The 21,322-nt window shown below is 51.1% G+C and carries 20 protein-coding genes; 4 read left to right on the forward strand and 16 right to left on the reverse strand.

Annotation, left to right across the window (positions count from 1 at the left end; genetic code table 11):
• Positions 1–125 precede the first annotated feature (125 nt).
• From GMA8713_RS19335 to GMA8713_RS19395, 13 genes are all read right to left on the reverse strand, one after another.
• Positions 126–1,424 carry a TRAP transporter large permease gene (locus tag GMA8713_RS19335; RefSeq protein WP_062713335.1) on the reverse strand — a complete coding sequence of 433 codons (1,299 nt, stop codon included), beginning with the start codon at positions 1,422–1,424 and terminating at the stop codon, positions 126–128.
• Positions 1,421–1,921 (reverse strand): TRAP transporter small permease, encoded by a 501-nt coding sequence (locus tag GMA8713_RS19340; RefSeq protein WP_062713337.1) that lies wholly within the window; start codon positions 1,919–1,921, stop codon positions 1,421–1,423. The genes GMA8713_RS19335 and GMA8713_RS19340 overlap by 4 nt, the downstream gene beginning before the upstream one ends.
• 83 nt (positions 1,922–2,004) lie before the next feature.
• Positions 2,005–2,988: a TRAP transporter substrate-binding protein gene (locus tag GMA8713_RS19345; RefSeq protein ID WP_062713339.1), complete on the reverse strand. Its 984-nt coding sequence runs from the start codon at positions 2,986–2,988 to the stop codon at positions 2,005–2,007.
• A gap of 89 nt (positions 2,989–3,077) precedes the next feature.
• Positions 3,078–3,773, reverse strand: a complete 696-nt coding sequence (locus tag GMA8713_RS19350) for an RraA family protein (protein ID WP_062713348.1) — start codon at positions 3,771–3,773, stop codon at positions 3,078–3,080.
• Positions 3,773–4,468 (reverse strand): alpha/beta fold hydrolase, encoded by a 696-nt coding sequence (locus GMA8713_RS19355; protein ID WP_062713350.1) that lies wholly within the window; start codon positions 4,466–4,468, stop codon positions 3,773–3,775. Before GMA8713_RS19355 ends, GMA8713_RS19350 begins: the two co-directional genes overlap by 1 nt.
• A complete protein-coding gene (locus GMA8713_RS19360; protein WP_062713352.1) occupies positions 4,465–5,427 on the reverse strand; it encodes a cupin domain-containing protein in 963 nt (320 codons plus the stop codon). Before GMA8713_RS19360 ends, GMA8713_RS19355 begins: the two co-directional genes overlap by 4 nt.
• A 37-nt stretch (positions 5,428–5,464) precedes the next feature.
• Entirely contained in the window at positions 5,465–6,433 is a 969-nt protein-coding gene (locus tag GMA8713_RS19365) for a nuclear transport factor 2 family protein (RefSeq protein WP_062713354.1), read from the reverse strand.
• A complete protein-coding gene (locus tag GMA8713_RS19370; protein WP_062713355.1) occupies positions 6,430–7,449 on the reverse strand; it encodes a LacI family DNA-binding transcriptional regulator in 1,020 nt (339 codons plus the stop codon). The genes GMA8713_RS19365 and GMA8713_RS19370 overlap by 4 nt, the downstream gene beginning before the upstream one ends.
• Complete coding sequence (locus GMA8713_RS19375) at positions 7,449–8,219, reverse strand: SDR family NAD(P)-dependent oxidoreductase (RefSeq protein WP_062713356.1); 771 nt, start codon at positions 8,217–8,219, stop codon at positions 7,449–7,451. The genes GMA8713_RS19370 and GMA8713_RS19375 overlap by 1 nt, the downstream gene beginning before the upstream one ends.
• A complete protein-coding gene (locus tag GMA8713_RS19380) occupies positions 8,216–9,262 on the reverse strand; it encodes an ester cyclase (RefSeq protein ID WP_062713357.1) in 1,047 nt (348 codons plus the stop codon). Before GMA8713_RS19380 ends, GMA8713_RS19375 begins: the two co-directional genes overlap by 4 nt.
• Positions 9,263–9,274: 12 nt before the next feature.
• Positions 9,275–10,591 (reverse strand): histidinol dehydrogenase, encoded by a 1,317-nt coding sequence (hisD, locus tag GMA8713_RS19385; protein ID WP_062713358.1) that lies wholly within the window; start codon positions 10,589–10,591, stop codon positions 9,275–9,277.
• A 33-nt stretch (positions 10,592–10,624) separates the two neighbouring features.
• A complete protein-coding gene (locus tag GMA8713_RS19390; protein WP_062713359.1) occupies positions 10,625–11,155 on the reverse strand; it encodes an ester cyclase in 531 nt (176 codons plus the stop codon).
• On the reverse strand, positions 11,156–12,229 hold the full coding sequence (locus tag GMA8713_RS19395) for an ABC transporter ATP-binding protein (protein ID WP_062713360.1): 1,074 nt from the start codon (positions 12,227–12,229) through the stop codon (positions 11,156–11,158).
• A 666-nt stretch (positions 12,230–12,895) separates the two neighbouring features.
• Between GMA8713_RS19395 and GMA8713_RS19400 the strand changes: the two genes are divergently transcribed.
• The 4 genes from GMA8713_RS19400 (at position 12,896) to GMA8713_RS19415 (ending at position 17,196) form a co-directional block, all read left to right on the forward strand.
• On the forward strand, positions 12,896–14,134 hold the full coding sequence (locus tag GMA8713_RS19400; RefSeq protein ID WP_084387782.1) for an ABC transporter substrate-binding protein: 1,239 nt from the start codon (positions 12,896–12,898) through the stop codon (positions 14,132–14,134).
• A 101-nt stretch (positions 14,135–14,235) separates the two neighbouring features.
• On the forward strand, positions 14,236–15,267 hold the full coding sequence (locus GMA8713_RS19405) for a carbohydrate ABC transporter permease (RefSeq protein ID WP_062713361.1): 1,032 nt from the start codon (positions 14,236–14,238) through the stop codon (positions 15,265–15,267).
• A 9-nt stretch (positions 15,268–15,276) separates the two neighbouring features.
• The gene (locus GMA8713_RS19410) at positions 15,277–16,155 is read left to right on the forward strand and encodes a carbohydrate ABC transporter permease (RefSeq protein WP_062713363.1); all 879 of its coding nucleotides are present in this window, start codon (positions 15,277–15,279) and stop codon (positions 16,153–16,155) included.
• 3 nt (positions 16,156–16,158) lie between these two features.
• Positions 16,159–17,196: a nuclear transport factor 2 family protein gene (locus GMA8713_RS19415; protein WP_062713365.1), complete on the forward strand. Its 1,038-nt coding sequence runs from the start codon at positions 16,159–16,161 to the stop codon at positions 17,194–17,196.
• A gap of 455 nt (positions 17,197–17,651) precedes the next feature.
• On the opposite strand, the gene GMA8713_RS19420 is transcribed toward GMA8713_RS19415, so the two are convergent.
• The 3 genes from GMA8713_RS19420 to GMA8713_RS19430 all read right to left on the reverse strand — a co-directional run.
• Positions 17,652–19,517 (reverse strand): FG-GAP repeat protein, encoded by a 1,866-nt coding sequence (locus tag GMA8713_RS19420; RefSeq protein ID WP_084387783.1) that lies wholly within the window; start codon positions 19,515–19,517, stop codon positions 17,652–17,654.
• 469 nt (positions 19,518–19,986) lie between these two features.
• Positions 19,987–20,943, reverse strand: coding sequence for a tyrosinase family protein (locus GMA8713_RS19425; protein ID WP_062713369.1), 957 nt, complete (start codon positions 20,941–20,943; stop codon positions 19,987–19,989).
• Positions 20,944–20,985: 42 nt separating this feature from the next.
• Positions 20,986–21,322, reverse strand: a 337-nt coding sequence (locus GMA8713_RS19430) for an IS630 family transposase (protein ID WP_157515497.1), incomplete at its 5' end; no start/stop codon positions are given.

Below are 21,322 nucleotides of genomic sequence, written 5' to 3' on the forward strand. Positions count from 1 at the left end.
TTGGGAGCTCGACAGGTTCTTCTTAGTGGGGGGATTGGACTAAATGAGATGTCAGGGTTGATATAATCGTAAAAAAGCCACCCTAACCGATGGCTTCTTAAAGGTATTTCGTTATCGCTTGTGGACTATCCGTACCCGAGAAAGAGCGTAGGAAGAATCAGTGATATTGCGGGCACAAAGGTGATGATAAGCAGTGCGCCTATCAACACGGCCACCCAAGGTAAAATACGCCTGGCTATCCGCTCGAAGGGTATTTCCCCAACCTGTGCGGCCATAAAGAGGTTTGCACCTAATGGTGGAGTGACAAAGCCGATGGCGAGCGCCACGATCATCACAATACCAAAGTGCACCAAATCAACCTGTAGCTTGGTTAACACAGGCAACAGCACTGGCGTCAGAATAACAATGGATGCAAGAGTTTCGAGGAAGGTACCGATAATCAGCAGCAAGACCAGAATCGCCACCAGCACTAAGTATTTGTTCTCAGTAATCGAAAGAACAAACTGTGCTAGCTCTGTCGGAATTTTCTCCAGCGCGATGATGCGACCGAAAGCGACTGATGCACCGATGATGACCAATACAGCGGACACCAACATGGCCGATTCCAGCATGATCTTTGGCAGTGCCTTGAGCGGTAATTCGCGATAAACCAGACAAGACACCACCAAGGCATAGACGACTGCCACGGCAGACGATTCCGTAGGCGTGACTATGCCGCCGTAGATCCCGCCCAAGATCACCACGGGCATAATCAGTGCGAGCTTTGCTTCGTTCAGCACGTGGAAAATCTCTTTTCCGGTGGCAGCTGGCCGTTGCTCTGCCATGTTTACCTGTTTGGCCTGCTTGCGGTAAAAGTAGTTGTAGATCATCAAGGTTAACGCGATAACAAGCCCCGGCAGGATCCCCGCCATAAAGAGCGCGGTGACTGAGACACCGGCCGCGACAGCATACACAATCATGACCACAGAGGGTGGGATCATCACACCCAAACCTCCGGCACTGGCGACCATTGCACCAGCATAGGCACGGTCATAGCCACGTTTCACCAAGGCTGGAATCATGGCCAACCCGACTGCTGCCACAGTGGCAGAGCCTGTGCCTGAAATGGCTGCGAAGAACAGACATGCCATGATGGTCACCGTACCTAAGTCCCCCGGCGCACGTCCGAACAGGGTATCGGCGACTGCGATTAAACGCTTGGAAATACCGCCCTTACTCATGATGTTCCCGGCAAGCGTAAAGAGCACCACGGCAATCAGCGTGAAACTGTTGATGCCGCTGACAAGGCCGAGCGCATACAAATCAGGCTTGAGGAAAGGGATGTACATGATGGCTATCAGCGAGGCTGAGCCCAGCGCGATGCCGATAGGCACACCTATCAGCAACATTCCGAAGAAACTGAGAAAGAGGATCAGTGACGTCATTGTGGCATCTCCTCATTTTGGTAAAGCGAAATGTCGCCCTTTACGCCAATTTGGTAAAGGGAGTAGAGGAGTCTCAGTGAGCACAGTAGGCCGGAAAAGATAATCGCGGCGTAAAGGATGGATGTTGGCCACTGAGTCGCAGAGAGTGTTTTTCCGCGAGCGATAGCCTGCTGTGTGATTTCGACACCCAGCACGCAGACCGTCACTGAGTAAACGAGGAAAATTGACTCGCTGACAAACAAGATGAGGCGTTTGAACTGCGAAGGGAATTTGTCGACGAAGAAGGTCACTCGCATGTGTCTGTGTTCACGGATGGCATAGCTGATGCCAAAGTAGATGAGGTACACAAAGCACAGCCTTGCTATCTCATTCGCTACGACGATAGAGGTGGATAAAGCGAACCTTGCTATCACGTCAGCGAACACAGTGATGATGATGGTCACCAGACTGGCAACAATCACAGTCGGTTCGAAGTACTTTTCCAGCAATCGGAACATACAGACTTCCTTTTACGTTTTGCAGGGTAAAGCAAGGAGCTGGCGTTGACCAACTCCTGAGGTCAACAGACCCTATGCACTTATCATTGCTGTAGGTTGGACATGAATTCGTCGTAGAAATCGCTGCCGACTTTCTCGCGAATGTCACTTTCTATCGCCGCATTCATGGTTTTACCCAAGCGCTCGCGGTCAGCAAGAGGAAGCTCATTCACTTTCAACCCTTTTTCTTTCAGTGCTGCCAGCGTTTCATTGTTGGTTTTCAGGGTAAGGTCGCGCTGAAGCAAAATGGTTTCACGGGCGACTTCATCGATGAGTTTACGGTCTTTATCGCTGAGATCCTGGTACCACTCAAGGTTTGCCATCCAAAGCTCAGGCCAGTAGATGTGGTTGGTGAGAGACACGTAATCCTGCACTTCGAAGAAACGCTCAACGAGCATAGAAGACAACGCACTTTCCTGACCGAAAATGAGGTTTTGTTGAAGCGATGAGTAGATCTCACCCCATGCCAGCGCAATCGGCACGGCATCAACAGAGCGCCACGCTTTAATCGCAATCGGGTTATCCGCTGAGCGCATTCTCAAGCCTTCAAACGCTTCGTAGCTGTCCAGTGGCGCGCGATTGTTGGTAAAGCTTCGAAAGCCCAGTTCCATAAAGCCCATTGACTTGAGGCCTTGCTTTTCCATGGCCTTGCCGAGGGATTCACCGGCTTTGCCATCCAGCACGTTGCGCGCGGTTTCTTCATTAGCAAACAGCAGGAACTGATCCAGCACTGCGAGTTCGTTAACAGTGGATGACAAATGCACGGACGCGCCGGTTGCCATGGTGATGTTTCCAGATTGCACGAGCTCCGTCATTTCCCTTACGCCGCCAAGCTGTCCGCCGGGATATATTTCGACCTCAATGTCACCGTTGGAACGCTTCTCGATTTCCTTTTCAAAATAGAGCAGCGATTGGTGAATTGGGGAGACTTCCGGTGTGGCATGCCCAATTCGGATGGTGGTATCAGCCATTGAGGCGCTGGCAGTGAAAAGTCCGGCTATGACTGTGATCAACATTGACAACTTCATGGTGTACTCCTTGTTTTTAGCCGTGTCGCATTCATTGACGCGCATGAAAGCGCGAGGAAAAGCTACGCGGAATGCGCAGCTGAAAGATGTTAGGTTCTGACCCGTTCGAACTCCGCCCATGCCTGCTCAAACCGCTCAAAGTCGAAGCCTTCTTCCTTCGAGGCTTGCAACACAATTTGTTCGTTTTTGAGCAAGGTTTGGATGGCTTGTTCCAATTTCGGAATCACGTCTTTTGGAATCACCACGGCGCCGTGTCGGTCTGCGTGGACAAGGTCACCTTCAGTGACTGTTAAGCCAAAGACGTTGACGGGTTGTGCTATTGATTCAACGTGCACAAAGGCGTGGCTGGGGCCGATGGATCCGGCCAGCACGGGGAAATCTTCTGGTAAATCGCCTAAATCGCGCATCACGCCGTTGGTCAAGACGCCTGAGATGCCAAAGCCTTTGTGGACATTGGTATTGATCTCCCCCCAAAAGGCGCCGACAGCGCCGGGGTAATCCGTATCTTCAATCACACTGACAGAAGGGAGTGGGCCTTCGGACATGTATTTGTAGTACTGCATGCGCAGTGCTTTAACGTCTTCCGGCGGTAAGCTGGAAGGCTCAATGGCGGCAATCTGCGCCGTTTTCGCATAGCCCACCATGGCTTTGCTGGTGGGGTCGGAAGCAAGCAGTGTACCTCGCGTAAACTGGTCAAAACCGCGCGCTCCCTGCGCTACTTCTATTGCATTACAGACTGTAGGTGTGTCGACACTCAGTAAGAGTTTATAGAGCTTTTTATCCATTAAGCGTTCAACCAAGCGTGCAGGACACGTGTGGTTGCCTCCGGTTTTTCAAGTGTGGGCAAATGCCCGGCAAAAGGAATAATGATGAAATCGGCATGGGGTATGAGTGACTTCATGGTGTCGTGTCGATCTCTCGGACAGAGCTGGTCGTCTTCTCCCATTAATATCAGGGTAGGAACGGTTACCGTGCGCAGTGTGTCCTGCTGATCCGCGCGATCGCGAAGGGCGAGAGACTGGTTAACAAAGCAGGTATCACCGAGGTTAGCTGCCATCTCAAGGCACAGCTTTTCAATATCAGGACGCGGGATGTCACGGTGAACATATTTGGGGATCATGACCTCTTGCATCACGTCCAACATTTCTCCGTTAGCGGTGCGGGCAAGGTGCGCTTTTCTGCCCTCTTTCACTTCGTCGAGTTCAGCGCGGGGGTTGGTGTCCATCAAAGCAAGTCGGGTGATACGCTCCGGTGCCTGACGGAACACTTCCATTGCCAATATGCCGCCCATTGAAAGCCCACCCAGCGCGAACTTCTCGGGGGCATTTTCCAATACGTCCGCTGCGAGCGCTGACATGCTGTCATGACCATCGATATTCATCACGATCACTTCACGTTCTTCACCCAAGAAAGCAACCTGATGCTCGAACAGGCGGTGATCGCACATCATGCCGGGAAGCAGGACTAATGGATCATTCATACGTCTTCCCCAGTCCAAGTCAGGCCAGCCGGGTCATCAGTGCGCGTGACACGAAAAAGGCTGGCTTCACCGGAGGCAGTGACCTTGAGTGAGTAGTCGGTGCCTCCGGGAAGCCAAATAGTGTCACCAGGATTGAAGATTTCTGTCTTGTCTTGCCAACTGACAGACCAATGTCCTCGCATCACCATTAGGACCACATCTTCTTCTGCGTGAAGTGTTTGGGGTAGTGGTGACTGACGGGAAAGAAAGTCGACTTCAAAACCCGGCTTGTCGATCAATAAGCCATGCTCGCCAATGACACTCACAGCGCCTTGGGCAGACATAGCCATCATGTCCCAGTAGCGGGCGACGTAATACTTCACCACGGTCGTCGCATCTGGGCGGAGCAGAGCATCAAGCCAGTCCTGCTGAGGAAGAGGCATTTCATTCTCCCCACTTGGCAACGACTCACCGCGCTTGGCATCGTAAAGTCGGCCTGTTTCACTGAGGATTAAGCCATGTTCCTGAGCGGCCTCACGGACGTGCGGTGCCCAAATGACGCCGCCGCCGGCATCATCGCCACCCAATATCGACATGATCATTCCGTAATCGCTACCGATGTTTTCAAAGCCACGGAATAAGCGGGTAGGAATGTTGAAAATGTCCCCTTCTTCGAGGATGACTTCACCGTCTTCTCCGGTTTCTCCCCAAAAGAAACGCCAGCGTCCTTTCAGGACAAAGAACACCTCCGCCGTGTTGTGGGAATGCAGAGAGTTGAAACAGCGGGGAGGTTGGCCTGCCGCGCCAATATTGAAGCCCGGCGTGGCGTTGATATGCACGTGCTGATCAGGACTTTCCGACACACCACCGCCAATAATGGTGAAGTTCTCTTTTTCTGAGGAACCCGGTGTATGTGCATCGATAAAGGCTGTACGACACGGGATCAATTCGCCGAATCTCACCCATTGAGGCTGTTCCATTATTTTCTCCTTGTAGGCGCGAGCCTGATAACTGACTTCAACCTGTGTGAAGCGCGATCTGTTTCCATATCGCCGTTTCATCAAACAACACGAATTCGCGTCTGATACCGTAAGGGCCAAATTCCACATGCGCTGCTGCCATCAAGTAAACATCTGCACCGCTTGGCTGACCGAAGTGGCCCCAACCCTCATGCTTTCCGTGAAGGGAAAAGCGGATCGCCGCGCGGGGTGGCATCATTGGGTCGTCGCGCCCAATCTGGTGTTCAATCTTGAATGTGGCATTGGGGAAGCTGGCGCGAAGGCCAATCCAGAATTGGTCGATTGCGCCCCATGAGTTGACTGTCAGCCCACCTGGATATTCCGCCTGACAAGCGCGGTCATAATCATCGGGAATGCAGGAAAACTCGGCATTCATCATGCGGGTTAACACCTCGGCGTAACGCTGTCCCCATTCGTTGTCGTTACCCTTACCGAGATAAGGGCCTTGCTTGTCCATCGCGGGCGTGAAGGGGCGGGCGCAATGTTCGTGTCCCCCCTGATCGGCGATTTGCTGAATAGCGAAAGCTTTGGGGTCGTGCCCTAACTGACGCACGATGGCGCCCAGATCCCGGATGAGCCATTCGTCGTTAATTTGATTGTTGATGGCGTGGCAGTCAGCAATGATGCGGTAACGAAGCTTTTTGCCCGTTGCTGCGCCGAATTGTCCATCGCCCATGTGCGTTGCTTCGGACAAAATACGGTGTGATGAGAGCATGCCGTCTTCTGGCGTTCCGCTCCAAATAACATCTTCGCCATACAAGGTTCTGTCTGGGAACTCATTGAGTGTGCCAGCCGTTTGGGCAATCACATCTTTGTTGCCAATGGTCAGTCCGGCAGGGGAGCGGACGACGATGTCTTCACCATAGTAATCATGAAGCGAAGCGAGATTGCGCCCTTCCCAAATTTCATGCGTTATTGAAATGATGTAGTCCGGAAAGTCGACAAACTTTTCGTTAAAGCCCTTCATGATGAGTATCCTTTCGGTAGTCTGGCTGAGCCGCGGACGATCAACGGCGAACCAATAGCAACCTTCTGAGGCGCATCGTTCTCATGGCTGATCTGTTGCAGCAAAATTCTGACGGTTTCACTCACCATAATGTCAGCGCGTTGTGCCAGTGTGGTGAGGTTGTAAGCAGGCCATGAAGCGGCGGGAACATCATCAAACCCAACCACGGACACGTCTTCTGGAATGCGTAAGCCGAGCTCAAAACGGATGGTGTCCATGACGGCCAAGGCCATATGGTCGTTGGCGACAAATACAGCGTCGGGCGGATCGTTCTTGAACATCGCGCGGGTTGCCTCACGAGCCTTGTCCATGTCGAACATGCCATCGCCTCGGGAGTGAACATCAATTCCTGCCTGCTGCAATCCAGCACGGAAACCAATTTCGCGGTCACGTTGGGTGGATGTGCAATCCAGCCCGGCAATGTAGCTGATTTTTTTATGGCCACCGGCGACAAGAAACTCTGCAGCAGCAATGCCGCCACTGAAATTGTCAGAGGTGACAGAAGAGAAGTCATCGCCTTGTTGAGAGCGGTTAAAAAGAACGATAGGCACACCCACTGAGCGACAGCGCGCAGCGAGCTCCGAGGACAAATCGACGGATGCGGCGATGATGCCATCGACCTGATAATCCAGAATCTCTTCAATCACTTCCTCGATAACACTATCCGAGTTGTTCGCCATGAAGATCAGGACATGGTAGCCCTGCTCCTGTAGCTGATTGGAGAGCTTTTCCAGCGCGTCGGGATAGAACTGGTTATTGAGGTAAGCGACAACCAAGCCAATGACCCGGCTTTTGCCCGAGACCATGGCGCGAGCTAAAACGTTTGGCCTGTATCCGAGCTCTTCTGCGGCCTTTTTAACCTTCTCGATAGTTTTTTTCGACGCAGAACCACCCGGTGTAAATACCCGGCTGACGGCGGACTGGCTGACGCCTGCACGTTTGGCGACGTCGGTTGAGGTGACTTTATCGTTTGCCATTATTCTGCTGTCCAACCTCCGTCTACTTTCAGCGAGGTTCCTGTCACCATGGCTGAGGCATTTGAAGCGAGATAAATCACAGCGCCCATCAAATCTTCCACTTCGCCAACGCGGTCGAGTTTGATGTGGCTTTCAATCCAGGCGCGCTTTTCCGGGTCCGCAAACGTCGATGCAGTGAGGTCGGTTTTGATGAAAGTGGGGCAAACGGTGTTCACGCGAATGCCTTGTTTCCCCCACTCGATTGCCATGGCTTTGGTAAATCCTTCGACGGCATGTTTGCTGGCGCAATAAACGGCGCGATCAAGACCACCCACATGTGCCATCTGGCTGGAAATCGAAATCAGGCTGCCCGGCTTGCCCGCGGCAATGAGCTTTTTGGCGGCAAACTGGAACAGGAAATAGGCCGCTTTCACATTGAGGTTGAAGACCTGGTCGTAGTCATCGGACTGGGTATCAACAGCGGGTGAGTGCTTGGCCAAGCCTGCTGAGTTGAGCACCACATCAAAAGGTTCGCGGGCGTTCATTTCAAGCTCCAATGCAGCAAGATCTGTCATGTCCAAGGGCAGCGCTTCTGCATGCAACCCTTCGTCGGCCATGGCTTGCTGAAGGGCAATGAGCTGGTCTTTTCTACGTGCCATCAAGGTGACATGTGCGCCCGCTCGCGCCAGAGCCGTGGCGCACGCGAGACCGATCCCTGACGATGCGCCCGTGACTAATGCACGCATGCCAGTGAGATCAAATGAAGGGGTTTTGGGCAGGGCAATGGTCATAATACTTCCTTTGGTAATTCGACCGCGTGGTGCGGTCTGGCTTTGTTGAATTCGTTCAGTCTGCCAAAAACGTCTACGCCGAGCTGGGCGTAAACATCTAAAAGGTCAACCAAAACCCAGTTTTCGGCGATCTTCCCATCTTCGATACGCCAGAAGTCCAGACTGCGCAGCGAGACCTGTTGACCGGAGGGGGCGATGCCCAGCCAACCATCGGCACTGAGCGTCTGGCGCATGTTTGGCCAGCCCGTGACCGCGACATAGTTGTCTTGTGCGAACAGGTGAATATCCGCTTCACTGTGTACTTTTCCCCGATCAGGCATCGCGTTGAGAAAGGGGATTTGATGCCAATGACGAAAACCTGAAAGACCGCGGCAAGTGCCAATACCCGCTGGGCCATACCAAGTCAGATTTGGGTGCCAATAATGTGTTAGGTTCATCACCTCGGGGCCACCTTGGGCGGGGTGACGGATCAGGTCATTGAGCATGGCTAAAACAAGCTTGGCGCTGGATGGCGTATCATCCGTTTCAGGCGATAACGCTTTCACGCCATCTTGGGTCGCGGGTCCCGGAACCAGTCCTTCCCGTCCTAACGACGGTGCCATTGGCCAGGCATTGGCCTGCATCATCACTTCAACCACATCCCAGATGGCCTGCACCTGAACGATGCGGTCATCGGCAATCTGATAGAACTCGTGATAGCGCATGTGGGTGAAGTGCCCGGTGGGTGGAATATCCAAAAACGGACTGAGAAAGGTGCCGCAGTAATAGCCGCAGCAGCCAATCCATTGCTGACCGTGTTGGTCTTTTCCACGAATGACGATGGCATCCCGACGCTCAAGATCTGTTATGGCTTCAAGCAAAGGCTGATAGCTTTGACGAAGCCATTGCGATGCGCCTGTCATGTCCCCGAAAGGATGACACATGTGGATCACAGCATTGGGGTCGAACAGCCCCTCGGCGGCTGTTTCCAGCGCGCCAAGTTCGGCGTTTCTCTGACAGTGACGCCAGCGGGAAAAGGCGTCGGCAATGCGGTGATTTTCCATCGTCACGGACGCTTATCCTCTCGCCGCAGCTTCGCCGTATGGCACGTCTTTGTTGCCATAGCGTCTTACTCGCACGTTGCACTGCTCCGCATGGCCTACAAAGCCCTCGAGCATACAAAGGCGTGAGCCATATTCACCAATCAGGGTTGCGGCCTCATCGGTCAGGATTTTCTGGTAGCTGTGTGTCTTGAGGTACTTGCCTACCCAAAGTCCGCCGGTATATCGGCCGGCTTTCTGGGTCGGCAGGGTGTGGTTGGTACCAATCACCTTGTCACCGTTGGACACATTGGTACGAGGGCCAAGGAACAGGCCGCCATAACAGGTCATATTGTCGAGGAACCAGTCGTCCCGGTCGGTCATCACCTGTACGTGCTCATAGGCCTTTTCTTCTGAGACGGCGAGCATTTCCTCGTAGGTATCGCAGAGAATGATCTCGCCATAGTCACGCCAACTGACACTGGCTGTGTCGGCGGTGGGCAGGATGTTCAGAATTCGTTCGATTTCCGCCATGGTTTCGGTCGCCAGCTTTTCACTGGTTGTAACGAGCGCAGCAGGTGAGTTGTAGCCGTGCTCCGCCTGACCGAGAAGGTCTGTCGCACACATTTCGGCGTCCACGGTATCGTCAGCGATAACCATGGTTTCTGTTGGACCAGCAAAGAGATCGATACCCACGCGCCCGAACAGCTGTCGCTTCGCTTCTGCCACAAAGGCATTACCCGGACCGACGAGCAGATGCACCGGCGCGATGGTTTCGGTGCCCAGCGCCATCGCGCCCACAGCCTGAATACCACCCAACACATAGATTTCGTCGGCACCGCCCAGATGCATCGCTGCCACAACTGCAGGGTTAGGTTCACCATTAAACGGCGGTGTACAGGCAATCACGCGTGGTACGCCAGCAACTTTGGCGGTAGCGACAGACATGTGCGCCGAAGCCACCATAGGGAATTTTCCGCCAGGCACGTAACAGCCCACGCTTTGTACTGGAATGTTTTTGTGTCCAAGAATGACCCCCGGAAGCGTCTCCACTTCCACATCACTCATTGATTCGAGTTGCACTTTCGCAAAGTTGGTAACTTGCTCGTTGGCAAAGCGAATGTCTGCCATATCTTCAGGGGAGACTTTGGCAATAATGCTTTCGATATCTTCTTTGGACAGAAGGAAAGATTCGGGTGCGTAATTGTCGAATTTGATCGCCAGTTCACGCACTGCTGCATTACCTTCTTGTTCAATTTTCTTCAGGGTATCAGCAACGATCTGGACGACTTTCTCGTTGTCGCTCTCTCTATCAGATTCCGACTTCCCTGATTTTAAATATCTGACTGTCATGTATTTTTCCTCTAAAGGCGAAAAGGGTGAAAATTAAGAAGCGGGTGATGGTGGGACTTTTTCATTACGATCAAACGCTTCCCATCCTTCGCCGTTAAAAACATCGACGCTGAGTTGGGCGAGTACATAGGGAAAGTCCACCATCACCCAGTTGTCGACGATTTTTCCGTCCTGCACTTTCCAAAAATCCATGTAACGGATTTCCACTTGTTGACCGGTTGGGGCGATGCCCATGAATGTGCCGGTATGCTTGGCAGTTTGATGGCCAAATGCAGCTGCCCATTCGCCCATATAAAGCCGTGCTTCATCCACGCAAACTTTGTCTGAAAAGGCTGCCTGAAAGGGCCTTTGCCAGTTGCGCTGGAAGGCTTCCAAACCATGTTTGGTGCCACAGCCCTGATTCCCAAACCAACGAAAGCTCTCAGAAAAAAACTCGCCGATATCAGCAATGCGGTGATCGTTCAGGCCATCGACCATGGACTCGATAACCTGACGGGTTTCATCCGTCTTGGTCATGTCTGTATCTTTGGTGAGCGTGGCCTGTTCGGGTCTTGAGCCTTTCATTTATGCTGACTCCGGTTGAGAGAGCCGTTCGCCCGTTTCTGCGTCGAAAAGATGACAAATACTGGCGGAAATTGTGGCGGAGAAAGGTTGGCCAATGTCGGTGACATACTCTTTATCCGCTTTGATGGCGACGAGTTCATCATTGACCTTGACAGTGATCATGGTGGCATCACCCAACAGCTCGATGGAGAAGACCTTGGCGTTAATGCCGCTGGACGTTTCACTACCATCAGTGACAACGGCATCTTCGGCACGGAACCCCAGTGTGATGTTGCCGGAAAGGCTTGTATCCAACCCTGTGATGGTGACGTTCTCTGCGGTAAATACGCCGCCTTCAATGGTGCCCTTCATCAGGTTCATGGCTGGCGAACCGATGAAGCTGGCGACGAAGGTATTGGCGGGATAGTTGTAAATTTCGGTTGGCGTGCCGACCTGCTGCACGTTGCCTGCGCTCATTACAACCACGCGATCTGCCAGAGTCATAGCTTCAATCTGGTCATGGGTGACGTAAATCGTGGTGATTTGCAGCTCATGGGAAAGGTTCTTGATTTGCGCCCGCGTTGAAACGCGCAGTTTTGCATCCAGGTTCGAGAGGGGTTCGTCCATCAGGAATACATTGGGCTCGCGCACAATGGCACGTGCCAGTGCCACGCGTTGGCGCTGCCCACCGGAAAGATCGGCCGGGCGGCGATGCAGGAAATTAGTGAGCTCGACCATTTCCGCTGCACGCATCACTTTCTCATCATGGGTGGCCGGGTCGATGTTGCGAACTTTAAGCGGAAAGCGGATGTTCTCGTACACGCTCATGTTGGGGTAGAGCGCATAGCTTTGGAACACCATGGCCACGTCTCTGTCTTTCGGCTCAAGATCGTTCACTACCTTACCATCTATCAAAATTTCCCCACTGGTGGCTTCCTCCAATCCAGCGATCATTCGCATGGTGGTGGTTTTTCCGCAGCCTGATGGTCCAAGTAAAACCAGAAACTCCTTGTCAGGAATGGTCAAATCGAAATCTTTGACGCCGATAAAATCACCCCAGCGTTTGTCGATATGACGCAACTGCACTTCAGCCATGATTGCTCTCCACGTTGAACCGAACCAAATGGGTACGTATTCAAAATAAGCAAAGAAATATGAGTTTTAAAATGCGAAAATTAGTGATGTTTGAGTGGGGTCACACAAAAAAATTTATTTAGATTTACTTCTTATTAATAAGAAAATCATTTAAATCATATATTTATAAATGAATGAAAATTATCATAAAATTTAATAATTAAATGATTTTCAATGAGTTGACACAATATAAAACTGATTATTTTCCGTTCAAGGTTTGATTAAAGATTTCTTGCCAAATTTGCCTTAACCAATAAACCTTCTTTTTGCATACGTATCTATTTTGTCTTGATTTGAAGTCGGGCAAGTTAGTGATATAACCAAACAACCTGAAGGTGCGGGATTCAGCGAGAGTGACTGGCGTTGTGATCGCGTCGTTCCTTTGCAGATGTCGTCATCTCCATCAAAAAGGAACAACAAAGAGCACGGCGCCAGTCAACTCGCCCGAAGGGAGGCCATCAATGCGCCCACTTCTTCGTTAAATCCCACGGAAATAGAACCACTATTCCTCGTGGAATTTGCCTGGAATTGAACGCATTGATGACCTCTGAATGCGAGCATCTTCAGGTTGTTTGGGTATATACGCAATCGTTAGTCATTACTTATCGGAAGAAGTAGGAGAGCAACATGAATTGCAGCGTGAAAGGGATAGCCATGGCGAGTTTGATCGCTATCACCCATCAGGCGACAGCTTCAGACGGGTGCGGTGCAGGGGAAGGAAACGTCAACATATTGTCGAATGACTTTCCCGCATTGCACGCGGTAGCAGCGCAGGCTGAGGGATGTGCCACGGACAAGCTGAGCGTGACCAAAAACCAAACCAAAGACCACCGCGACCTACAAAACGCCGCGCTGAAAGCGAATCCTGCCAAGTACTCCACAGCCGTTGTATCAACCAGTTCAATTGTGCCTTTACTGAATGAAGGTCTGATCCAGCCTCTCGACGACATGGTGGAAAAATACGGGCAAAGCCTTCAGCCGTCACAGTTGATCAAGATTGATGGCAAGGTGATGGCCGTGGCTTTCATGGCGAATTCGCAACACCTCTTTTACCGCAAAGATATCCTCGAAAAAGCGGGTGTCGAACCACCGAAAACCTTTGAGGACATGATTGCTGCAGGCAAGAAAATTCAACAGATGGGACTGATGAAATACCCTGTCGCCCTGAATACCAAAACCGGATGGAATCTCGGTGAGGAGTTTATCAATGTCTTTAGCGCCACTGGCGAGAGCTTTTTCAAACCGGGTAGTGCGATTCCGAACCTTAACAATGCCAATGGTGTGAAAACGCTCAATACGCTCAAAGCCCTGACGGAGCTTTCTAACCCTGACTTTTTGACCTTTGATTCCAACAGCACCCAGGCTTTGTGGGAAGACGGCAAAGTCGCTCTGGCACTTTTATGGGGCTCGCGGGCGACTGCGATTCTGGATGGTGAAGGTTCCAGCCCAGAGATTGTTGCCAATACAGTACTCACCAATACGCCGGTATTCTCTGGTGGCAGTACACCGGGTGCGACGCTCTGGTGGGACGGATGGACAGTAGCCAGTAACCTTTCCCCGCAAGACGCCGAGGCAACGTTCAAAGTGATGACCCATGCCATTTCGACAGAGATGATGCAGGCCAACCAAGAAAAAGCGGTGTGGCTGATTGAAGGCTATGAGCCGGATGCGTCCGCAATGGGAGTGATTGCAACGGTTCAGGAGCAAGCTAACCCTTACCCAATGCTGCCCTACATGGGTTTGCTGCACTCCGCATTAGGTGCCGAGCTGCCAGATTTTCTGTTGGGTAATGAATCGGCAGAACAAGCGCTCAAGGACATTGAAGCAGCGTATATGACCTCAGCCCGTGAACAGGGCTTTCTATAAGTACTAAAAAACTTTACTACCCAAGCATCTGTAATAGATAGGCTTCTATCACACCTTAGCCCCAGAGGGATTCGGGGCTTAACGGACTAAAGGTGGAGTTCATGCCACATCGCACATTCTTAAAATTTATGTGGCCATCGTTATTGGTCATGTTTTTGCTCATCGCATTGCCGATCGTTTCTGTGTTCGTCCAGTCGCTTTATGTCGAGCACGAGCAAATCGTATTGGAAACGGAAAACTGTGGCCCGTTTGGTTGTAAAACCACCGTCGCTGTTGACCGCGAAGCGACGGATAAGCTTCGTGAAGAAGAGCCGCTCGGTCGCTTTAACGGTACCGATACTTACACAAACCGAAGCCATCTGGCATTTCAGGAGTTAGGCGAGGCATGGGACGCATCATCTTCCATGGGTGACTTTGTCGATCGCATGATGAACCTGCCTTTCTATAAAGCGCTGGTTTTTACGCTCGCCTATACCTTCATCGTTACGCCACTGGTCATTGTATTGGGACTGGTGGTGGCGCTTTGCGTGAACGCGTTACCCAAGTTGGTGAAAGGGCCCACGATTTTCCTTTCCTTGCTCCCCATGATCGTGACGCCATTGATTGGCTCACTGATTCTGTTCTGGATGATTGACGCCGATGGCGTGATTGGGGCAACGCTACAGATCTGGTTTGATGATGACAGCCTTTCGCTGAAGGCCTCGCCGACCCTGACCTGGATAACACTCTTTATTTACGGCATTTGGTCGTCGGTGCCTTTCTCTTTCATCGTCTTCTACGCCGGTCTTCAGACCGTGCCGACCGACACGCTGGAAGCCTCGATGATTGATGGCGCATCGCGTTGGGAGACGATTCGTTTTGTCGTGATCCCGCATATGGCGCCACTGGTGACCTTTGTTGCGTTGATGCAGTTGATGGACAACTTCCGTGTATTCGAACCTATCGTAGGCTTTGCCGCTGAAGCGCATGCGACTTCACTCAGTTGGCTTATCTACAATGACTTGCGTGGCACAGACTCCCAGCTCTTTGGCTCTGCTGCATCCACATCTATGCTCACCATTTTGGGTGTGGCAATTCTACTGATGCCGGTGTTTATCCGAACCTGGCGTGATTTCAACCGTAAGTCAGCCTAGGAGGGCAGCATGGAAGAAGTACGTAAGAAGCCTGTCTGGCTAAAAACGGTCTCGATTGCCTTTGTTATTGTTTGGCTACTCATTGCCGCTGGCCCGTTCCTTTGGACGGCTTGGGGCTCGTTCAAAGTGCAGGCAGATTTCTTCTCCAAATCTGATTGGATGAACGCGATTTACGGTGTAAAGACCTTGCTGGAAACGGGTTCCGAGTTCACGGGGCAAGGTTACTACGGCGCATGGATTGAGCAGGATTTCTGGCTCGCCGCCATCAATACCTTTGTGGTGGTGTTCTCTGTTGTCATCATTTCCCTAACTATTGGTACCTTGGGGGGTTACGCGCTCGCCCGCTCCGGTTTTCGTTACTCGCTATGGATTTTGATGATTGCCTTGGTGCTTCGCGCCATGCCGCACATCACCTTGGTTTCGGGTTACATGCTGCCATTTTTCGAGTGGAATTTATGGGGGCATCTTGGCACCACCATCATTGTGCTGGTGGCCATCAACCAACCCTTCACGCTGTGGATGCTGCACTCATTTTTCCTCAACATTCCAAAAGACATGGATGAGAGCGCAATGGTGGACGGTTGCACCCGATTCCAGGCCTTCAAGCACGTGATTATCCCGGTGATGTGGCCGGGTGTGATCACCACAGGTTTGTTCAGCTTCCTGCTGGCCTATAACGACTTTGCCGTCACGGGTATGCTGCTCAGTCAGGAAAATCAAACCATGGTGCCGAAGATCGCCAGCTTCCTTGGCACCACGCAGGTGGAAGGTAACGTGATGTTTGCGGTAGCTGCGGTGATGTCGGCGATGATCCCGCTGTTCTTCCTTGTTCTTTTCTTCCAAAAACAAATTGTGTCCGGCCTGACCGCTGGCGCGGTAAAAGGGTAAGTCATGTCGGCAGTGCTACAACAAGCGAAAGAGAAAGTATGGTCTTTTTATCAGGCATTAGACGCTGCTACAGATGAGCAGCTGGAAGCAGTTTTCGGCGACTTTTGCTCGCCGGATTACCGTTTTCGGGGTTGCCATCCCTTTAACGAAATCGACAATGCCGGTGATGTCATCGACACCGTTTGGCAGCCATTGAAAGCCTCCTTCCGGGCGCTTCAGCGTCGTCAGGATGTTTTTATGGCAGGTGAAAACAGCCTGGATGAGGATGGCAGTATTTGGGTGGTATCGATGGGCCACCTGATGGGCTTGTTCGATCAACATTGGCTCGGCATACCCAGAACTGGCCGTATGGCATTCTTGCGCTACTGCGAGTTTACTCAGGTGGTAGATGGCAAGATCGTTCAGTCTGCTTTCTTTGCGGATATCCCCGGTGTCATGGTGCAAGCGGGGGTAAATCCTTTCCCACCGCAGAGTGGCGCGCAGCTTATACAACCAGGCCCGATGACCCATGACGGTATCATGACAACCCTTCGACCCACGCAAGAGGGTGTAAAAACGCTCAATGTCATCAACAAGATGATTTCCGACTTGGGCAATTGGGACAACAAACTGAGTCTGGAAGAAGAACTGGCGCTCACCTGGCACGACGACATGATTTGGTGGGGCCCGACCGGCATCGGTGCGAGTTACACGATCGAACGCTATGCCAAGCAACACTCGGGTATTTTCAGAGCCAGCTTTTCAGACCGCATCTTCAACGGTCATGTCTGTAAGTTCGCCGAAGGGTATTTCGGCGGCTTCTTCGGTTGGCCGAATCTCAGCCTGAAACCCTCAGGTGGCTTTATGGGGATGGCGGCGAGTGACAGCTACTTCGACATGCGGGTGATTGATATCTACCGCCGCGATGGCGATAAGCTTGCTGAAAATTGGGTGTTTATTGATTTACTCTATTTCTTCCACCAACAAGGCATCGACATTCTGGCGAGAAACCAACAGCTAGGTGCGGAGAGTCAGAGTGAAGTGACCAATAGGTGTTACTGACCACTGGCGTATTGGCAATGGTAGCGGCTCGTTTTCCTTTCTCTGCCCATCCTGCCAGCCTATGGTCATCACACACAAAACAATCACTACGCGCATTTGGCATGGCACCGTCATGGTGGTGCGGTATTTTCGTCATCCTGGCCCTGTTTGCTCCCAGTTTTGGGGCGCGATGCTTCGCAACACTATGGGCGACGTACCGCCTTTGGAACAGCATAAAGGCCGTGCGGGCGAGTAGAAGAGGCGCAGCGTAATATGCAGATATTGGACAATTCAGACTTAGCGCTATTTACGCAAAGTGACACACGCGCTTTGTTGTTTTAGCGCAATGTTGGCTGAGCGCACAAAAAGAAACCGAGCCCTTGGGATAGATATGGACGCGCCCGATTCACGGATTTCACCTCTCGGTCTGGTGCAACACCGTGTTTGGGCGCGTCCATTGTGACTATTGGTATGGGCTAGTAGATGTACACCGCGCCGGAATCAGTTACATCATCATTGTTCCCGTCACCGTTAATGCCGGTGGCATTGGAATCTTCCGCATAAGCCCCCACCGCGAGGGTGTTGCCATCCCCTGACACCGATACCGTTCTGCCAAAATAGTCAGTTGCCCCGGCATTCGAGGCCTTGATGTAGGCCTGCTGCGACCAACTGCTACCGTTAAAGCGGTATACATACGCCGCGCCGGCATTAGATGCATTATTGTCGTTCCCGTCACCGTTAATGCCGGTGGCATTGGAATCTTCCGCATAAGCCCCCACCGCGAGGGTGTTTCCATCCCCTGACACAGATACCGATAAGCCAAAATAGTCATGTGACTCGGCATTCGAGGCCTTGATGTAGGCCTGCTGCGACCAATTGCCAGCGTTAAAGCGGTATACATACGCCGCGCCGGCATTAGATGCATTATTGTCGTTCCCGTCACCGTCAATGTTGGTAGCGTTGGAATCTTCATAGTAAGCCCCCACCGCGAGGGTGTTGCCATCCTCTGACACAGATACCGAGTGGCCAAATTGGTCACCTTCCCCGGCATTCAAGGCCTTGATGTAGGCCTGCTCCGTCCAATTGCTACCGTCAAAGCGGTATACATACGCAGCGCCGGAATTACCTGCACTATTATCGCCCTCCCCACTGTTAATTACCTGAGAATTGGAATCTTCCTGATAAGCCCCCACCGCGAGGGTGTTTCCATCCCCTGACACCGATACCGAGTTGCCAAAATAGTCATTTGCCCCGGCATTCGAGGCCTTGATGATGTCCTCCTCCGACCAACGGCCACTGGCAAAGCGGTACACATATGCCGCGCCGGAATCAGTTTCCCCGTTAGCGTCAGAGCGATTGGCATTGGAATCTTCTAGATGAGCCCCCACCGCGAGGATGTTGCCATTCGATGACAAAGATACCGAGTGGCCAAATTTGTCACCTTCCCCGGCATTCGAGGCCTTGATGTAGGCCTGCTGCGTCCATTTGTCATTCTCAAAGCGGTATACATACGCAGCGCCGGCAGCACTTGCACTATTATCGCCCTCGCCACTGTTAATTACCTGAGAATTGGAATCTTCCAGATAAGCCCCCACCGCGAGGGTGTTGCCATCCTCTGACAAAGATACCGAGTAGCCAAAATAGTCATCTGCCCCGGCATTCGAGGCCTTGATGATGGCCTCCTTCGACCAACGGCCACTGGCAAAGCGGTACACATACACCGCGCCGGAATTACTTTCCCCGTTAGCGTCAGAGCCATCGGCATTGGAATCTTCTGCAATACCCCCCACCGCGAGGGTGTTGCCATCCTCTGACACCGATACCGAGGCGCCAAAATAGTCACCTCCCCCGGCATTCGAGGCCTTGATGTAGGTTATCAATGTTTTCACGTCTGATGATGTTAAGGATTGGTAACCAGACGGTGTTTTGTCCGTGCTGTTTTCGGCTAACACAAAAAAATCAGCTAAATAACTTTTCAGTGCGCCCAAACTCAGGGTAAGGGACAAATCAGGCGTACTCCCCAACGATTCGCAGTGATTAGGGAGTGCTTCATCTTTTCTACACAGGGTATAGCTCGTCGCATACTCGGCGCTAGTCCAAGTAAAGGTGACAGGATAATAGCCATTTGAGAGCGCACCCACAGTCGGGGCCGTTAAATTCAGTTGCCCAGGAGGCGGTGGAGGGGGACTATTCGCGTCCCCCGTTACGGAGCCTGTTGTATCTGGTACGGAGGCTGTCGTATCTGGTACGGAGGCTGTCGTATCTGTGTCATCCCCCCCACAAGCGGTGAGTCCGAGTGAGAATGCCGGAACCACCCATATCGCCTTCTTAAAGAAATACATCGTATATCCTCGATAAATTGCGTCTAATGGTTGTTAAGCCTAATCAGCACACCCACAAAAAATAGGACGCGCGAAATCGGGCGAGAATAAAATTTCGTATCGAAAAATAAGCTAGAAGAGATTGAGTGGAATGCAATGGTGAGAATATTGATTCGAAAATAAGACTGAGACACTGTGGAAATCAGATTAATTGTTAAAGCAGGCAGTTACTGAGAGAGATCTGGGGAAATACAGAAAGAAAGTTTTACGGATGAGACACACGACTCCTTTAAAGAATGCGGCGCACTTCAATAAATACCCAAACAACCTGAATCCTGCATCTTCAGGTTATTTGGGTATAAAAGGACATATATGGACGCTACTCGAATTTGGTGTGACACTGCCTTTAGAACAGCGCAAAGGCAGTACGGGAAAGTAGGGTGATTAAAATGAACCGCAAAAGAAGGGAAGGAGTTTCTTTAGCTACGGATTAGAAGGAAACGATGACAGGTGCTGACATGCCGAGCTCTTCAAACGCCTCAATTGCTGCTTCGAGAGAACGATACCAACGCCTATTTATCACCCACTCAATCTCATGCAGATTAACCAATTTCCTTAATAAAAACTGTCCGGTATGTTGTTCTCTTTTTGCACAGGATAAGCAAGTTTCTATCCTGCCTGTCAAAATAGCAAAGCGACCAATTTCTTCGCCATTGTGAAACATTATTACCCGTCTAAAGTCTTCGGTGTGTCTAATTGAGTTAAATAATATTGATTGCCTCGGAAGAGGCTCAATTATTCGGTATACATGATTGTAATCAGAAGAATTGTAGTGTCTTTCATTCCATAGTGTTACTAACTCTTCATAGTTGTCGTATTCTTCTTGAAGATCCGGAGTGGCGTTGAAGTGCTCTTCGGTGATGGGTAGGGGCATATTTGGGTTTTGAGCTAGCCACGCTTCAAAGACTAAGTCAACAAAAGTATGATGTACAAAGAAGCATTGATCTCCCCCTGCTGTGCCTACACGTCTCATTCCACGACCAGTTTCACCATGGATAATGTCATGAAACTCTTCAAGCTGACTACTGAAGGACAGATTATAATATGGTCTACCTTCTGCTCGGAAAAAGGCATTGTTTGACCCTTCAAGATCAAGATCGATTGCAAAAGTAGAGCTAGCCATAGCTTGAGATATCTCCAGGCGTATCTGGCTTTGGTCTTGTGGTGTGAATGAGTTTAACTTTCCCGTGTCTTCAACCCATCTCATATCACTTAAATCATCGAGATCTGATACAAGTGATTTAGTTAGTTTAGAATACAACTCTCTATCATTGGGCTCTGTTAGTACTGCATAAGTTCTTTCTAAACCAATTTCTTGCCAAAACTGGTTTACGAACTTTCTGTGCCATAGTACAAAGTTGTAATCCCAATGATGACAATTATCCATATGTATTCTTTGGTATTTTCTAAATAACTGATCCGAATAGTGCTACATTTTCGCCGTGCCGTGGCAACCTCCCGGGTACGGCGATACGTTATCCATAAAGTGCTTCACCTTCCTGAGCAATTGCCACATATGTTTACACCTGTGATTCCGAGTAATTGTCTCATGGAGAGCATTCCACAATCGTTCTATGACGTTGACCCAAGGGCAATAAACGGGCTGGAACAGCAGCCTGAACTTTGGGTTCTTCTTGAGCCAAGCCTTCGTTTTTTTACTTTTGTGGATGATGTAGTTATCCAGTATCAAGGTGACACTTTTGGCTCGGCGGTAGTGCCACTTTAGCTTCTCCAGCATGGCAATGAATAGGTCTGAGTCTTTCTTT

It is taken from the genome of Grimontia marina, assembly GCF_900060185.1.
Taxonomy (GTDB): Bacteria; Pseudomonadota; Gammaproteobacteria; order Enterobacterales; family Vibrionaceae; genus Enterovibrio; species Enterovibrio marinus.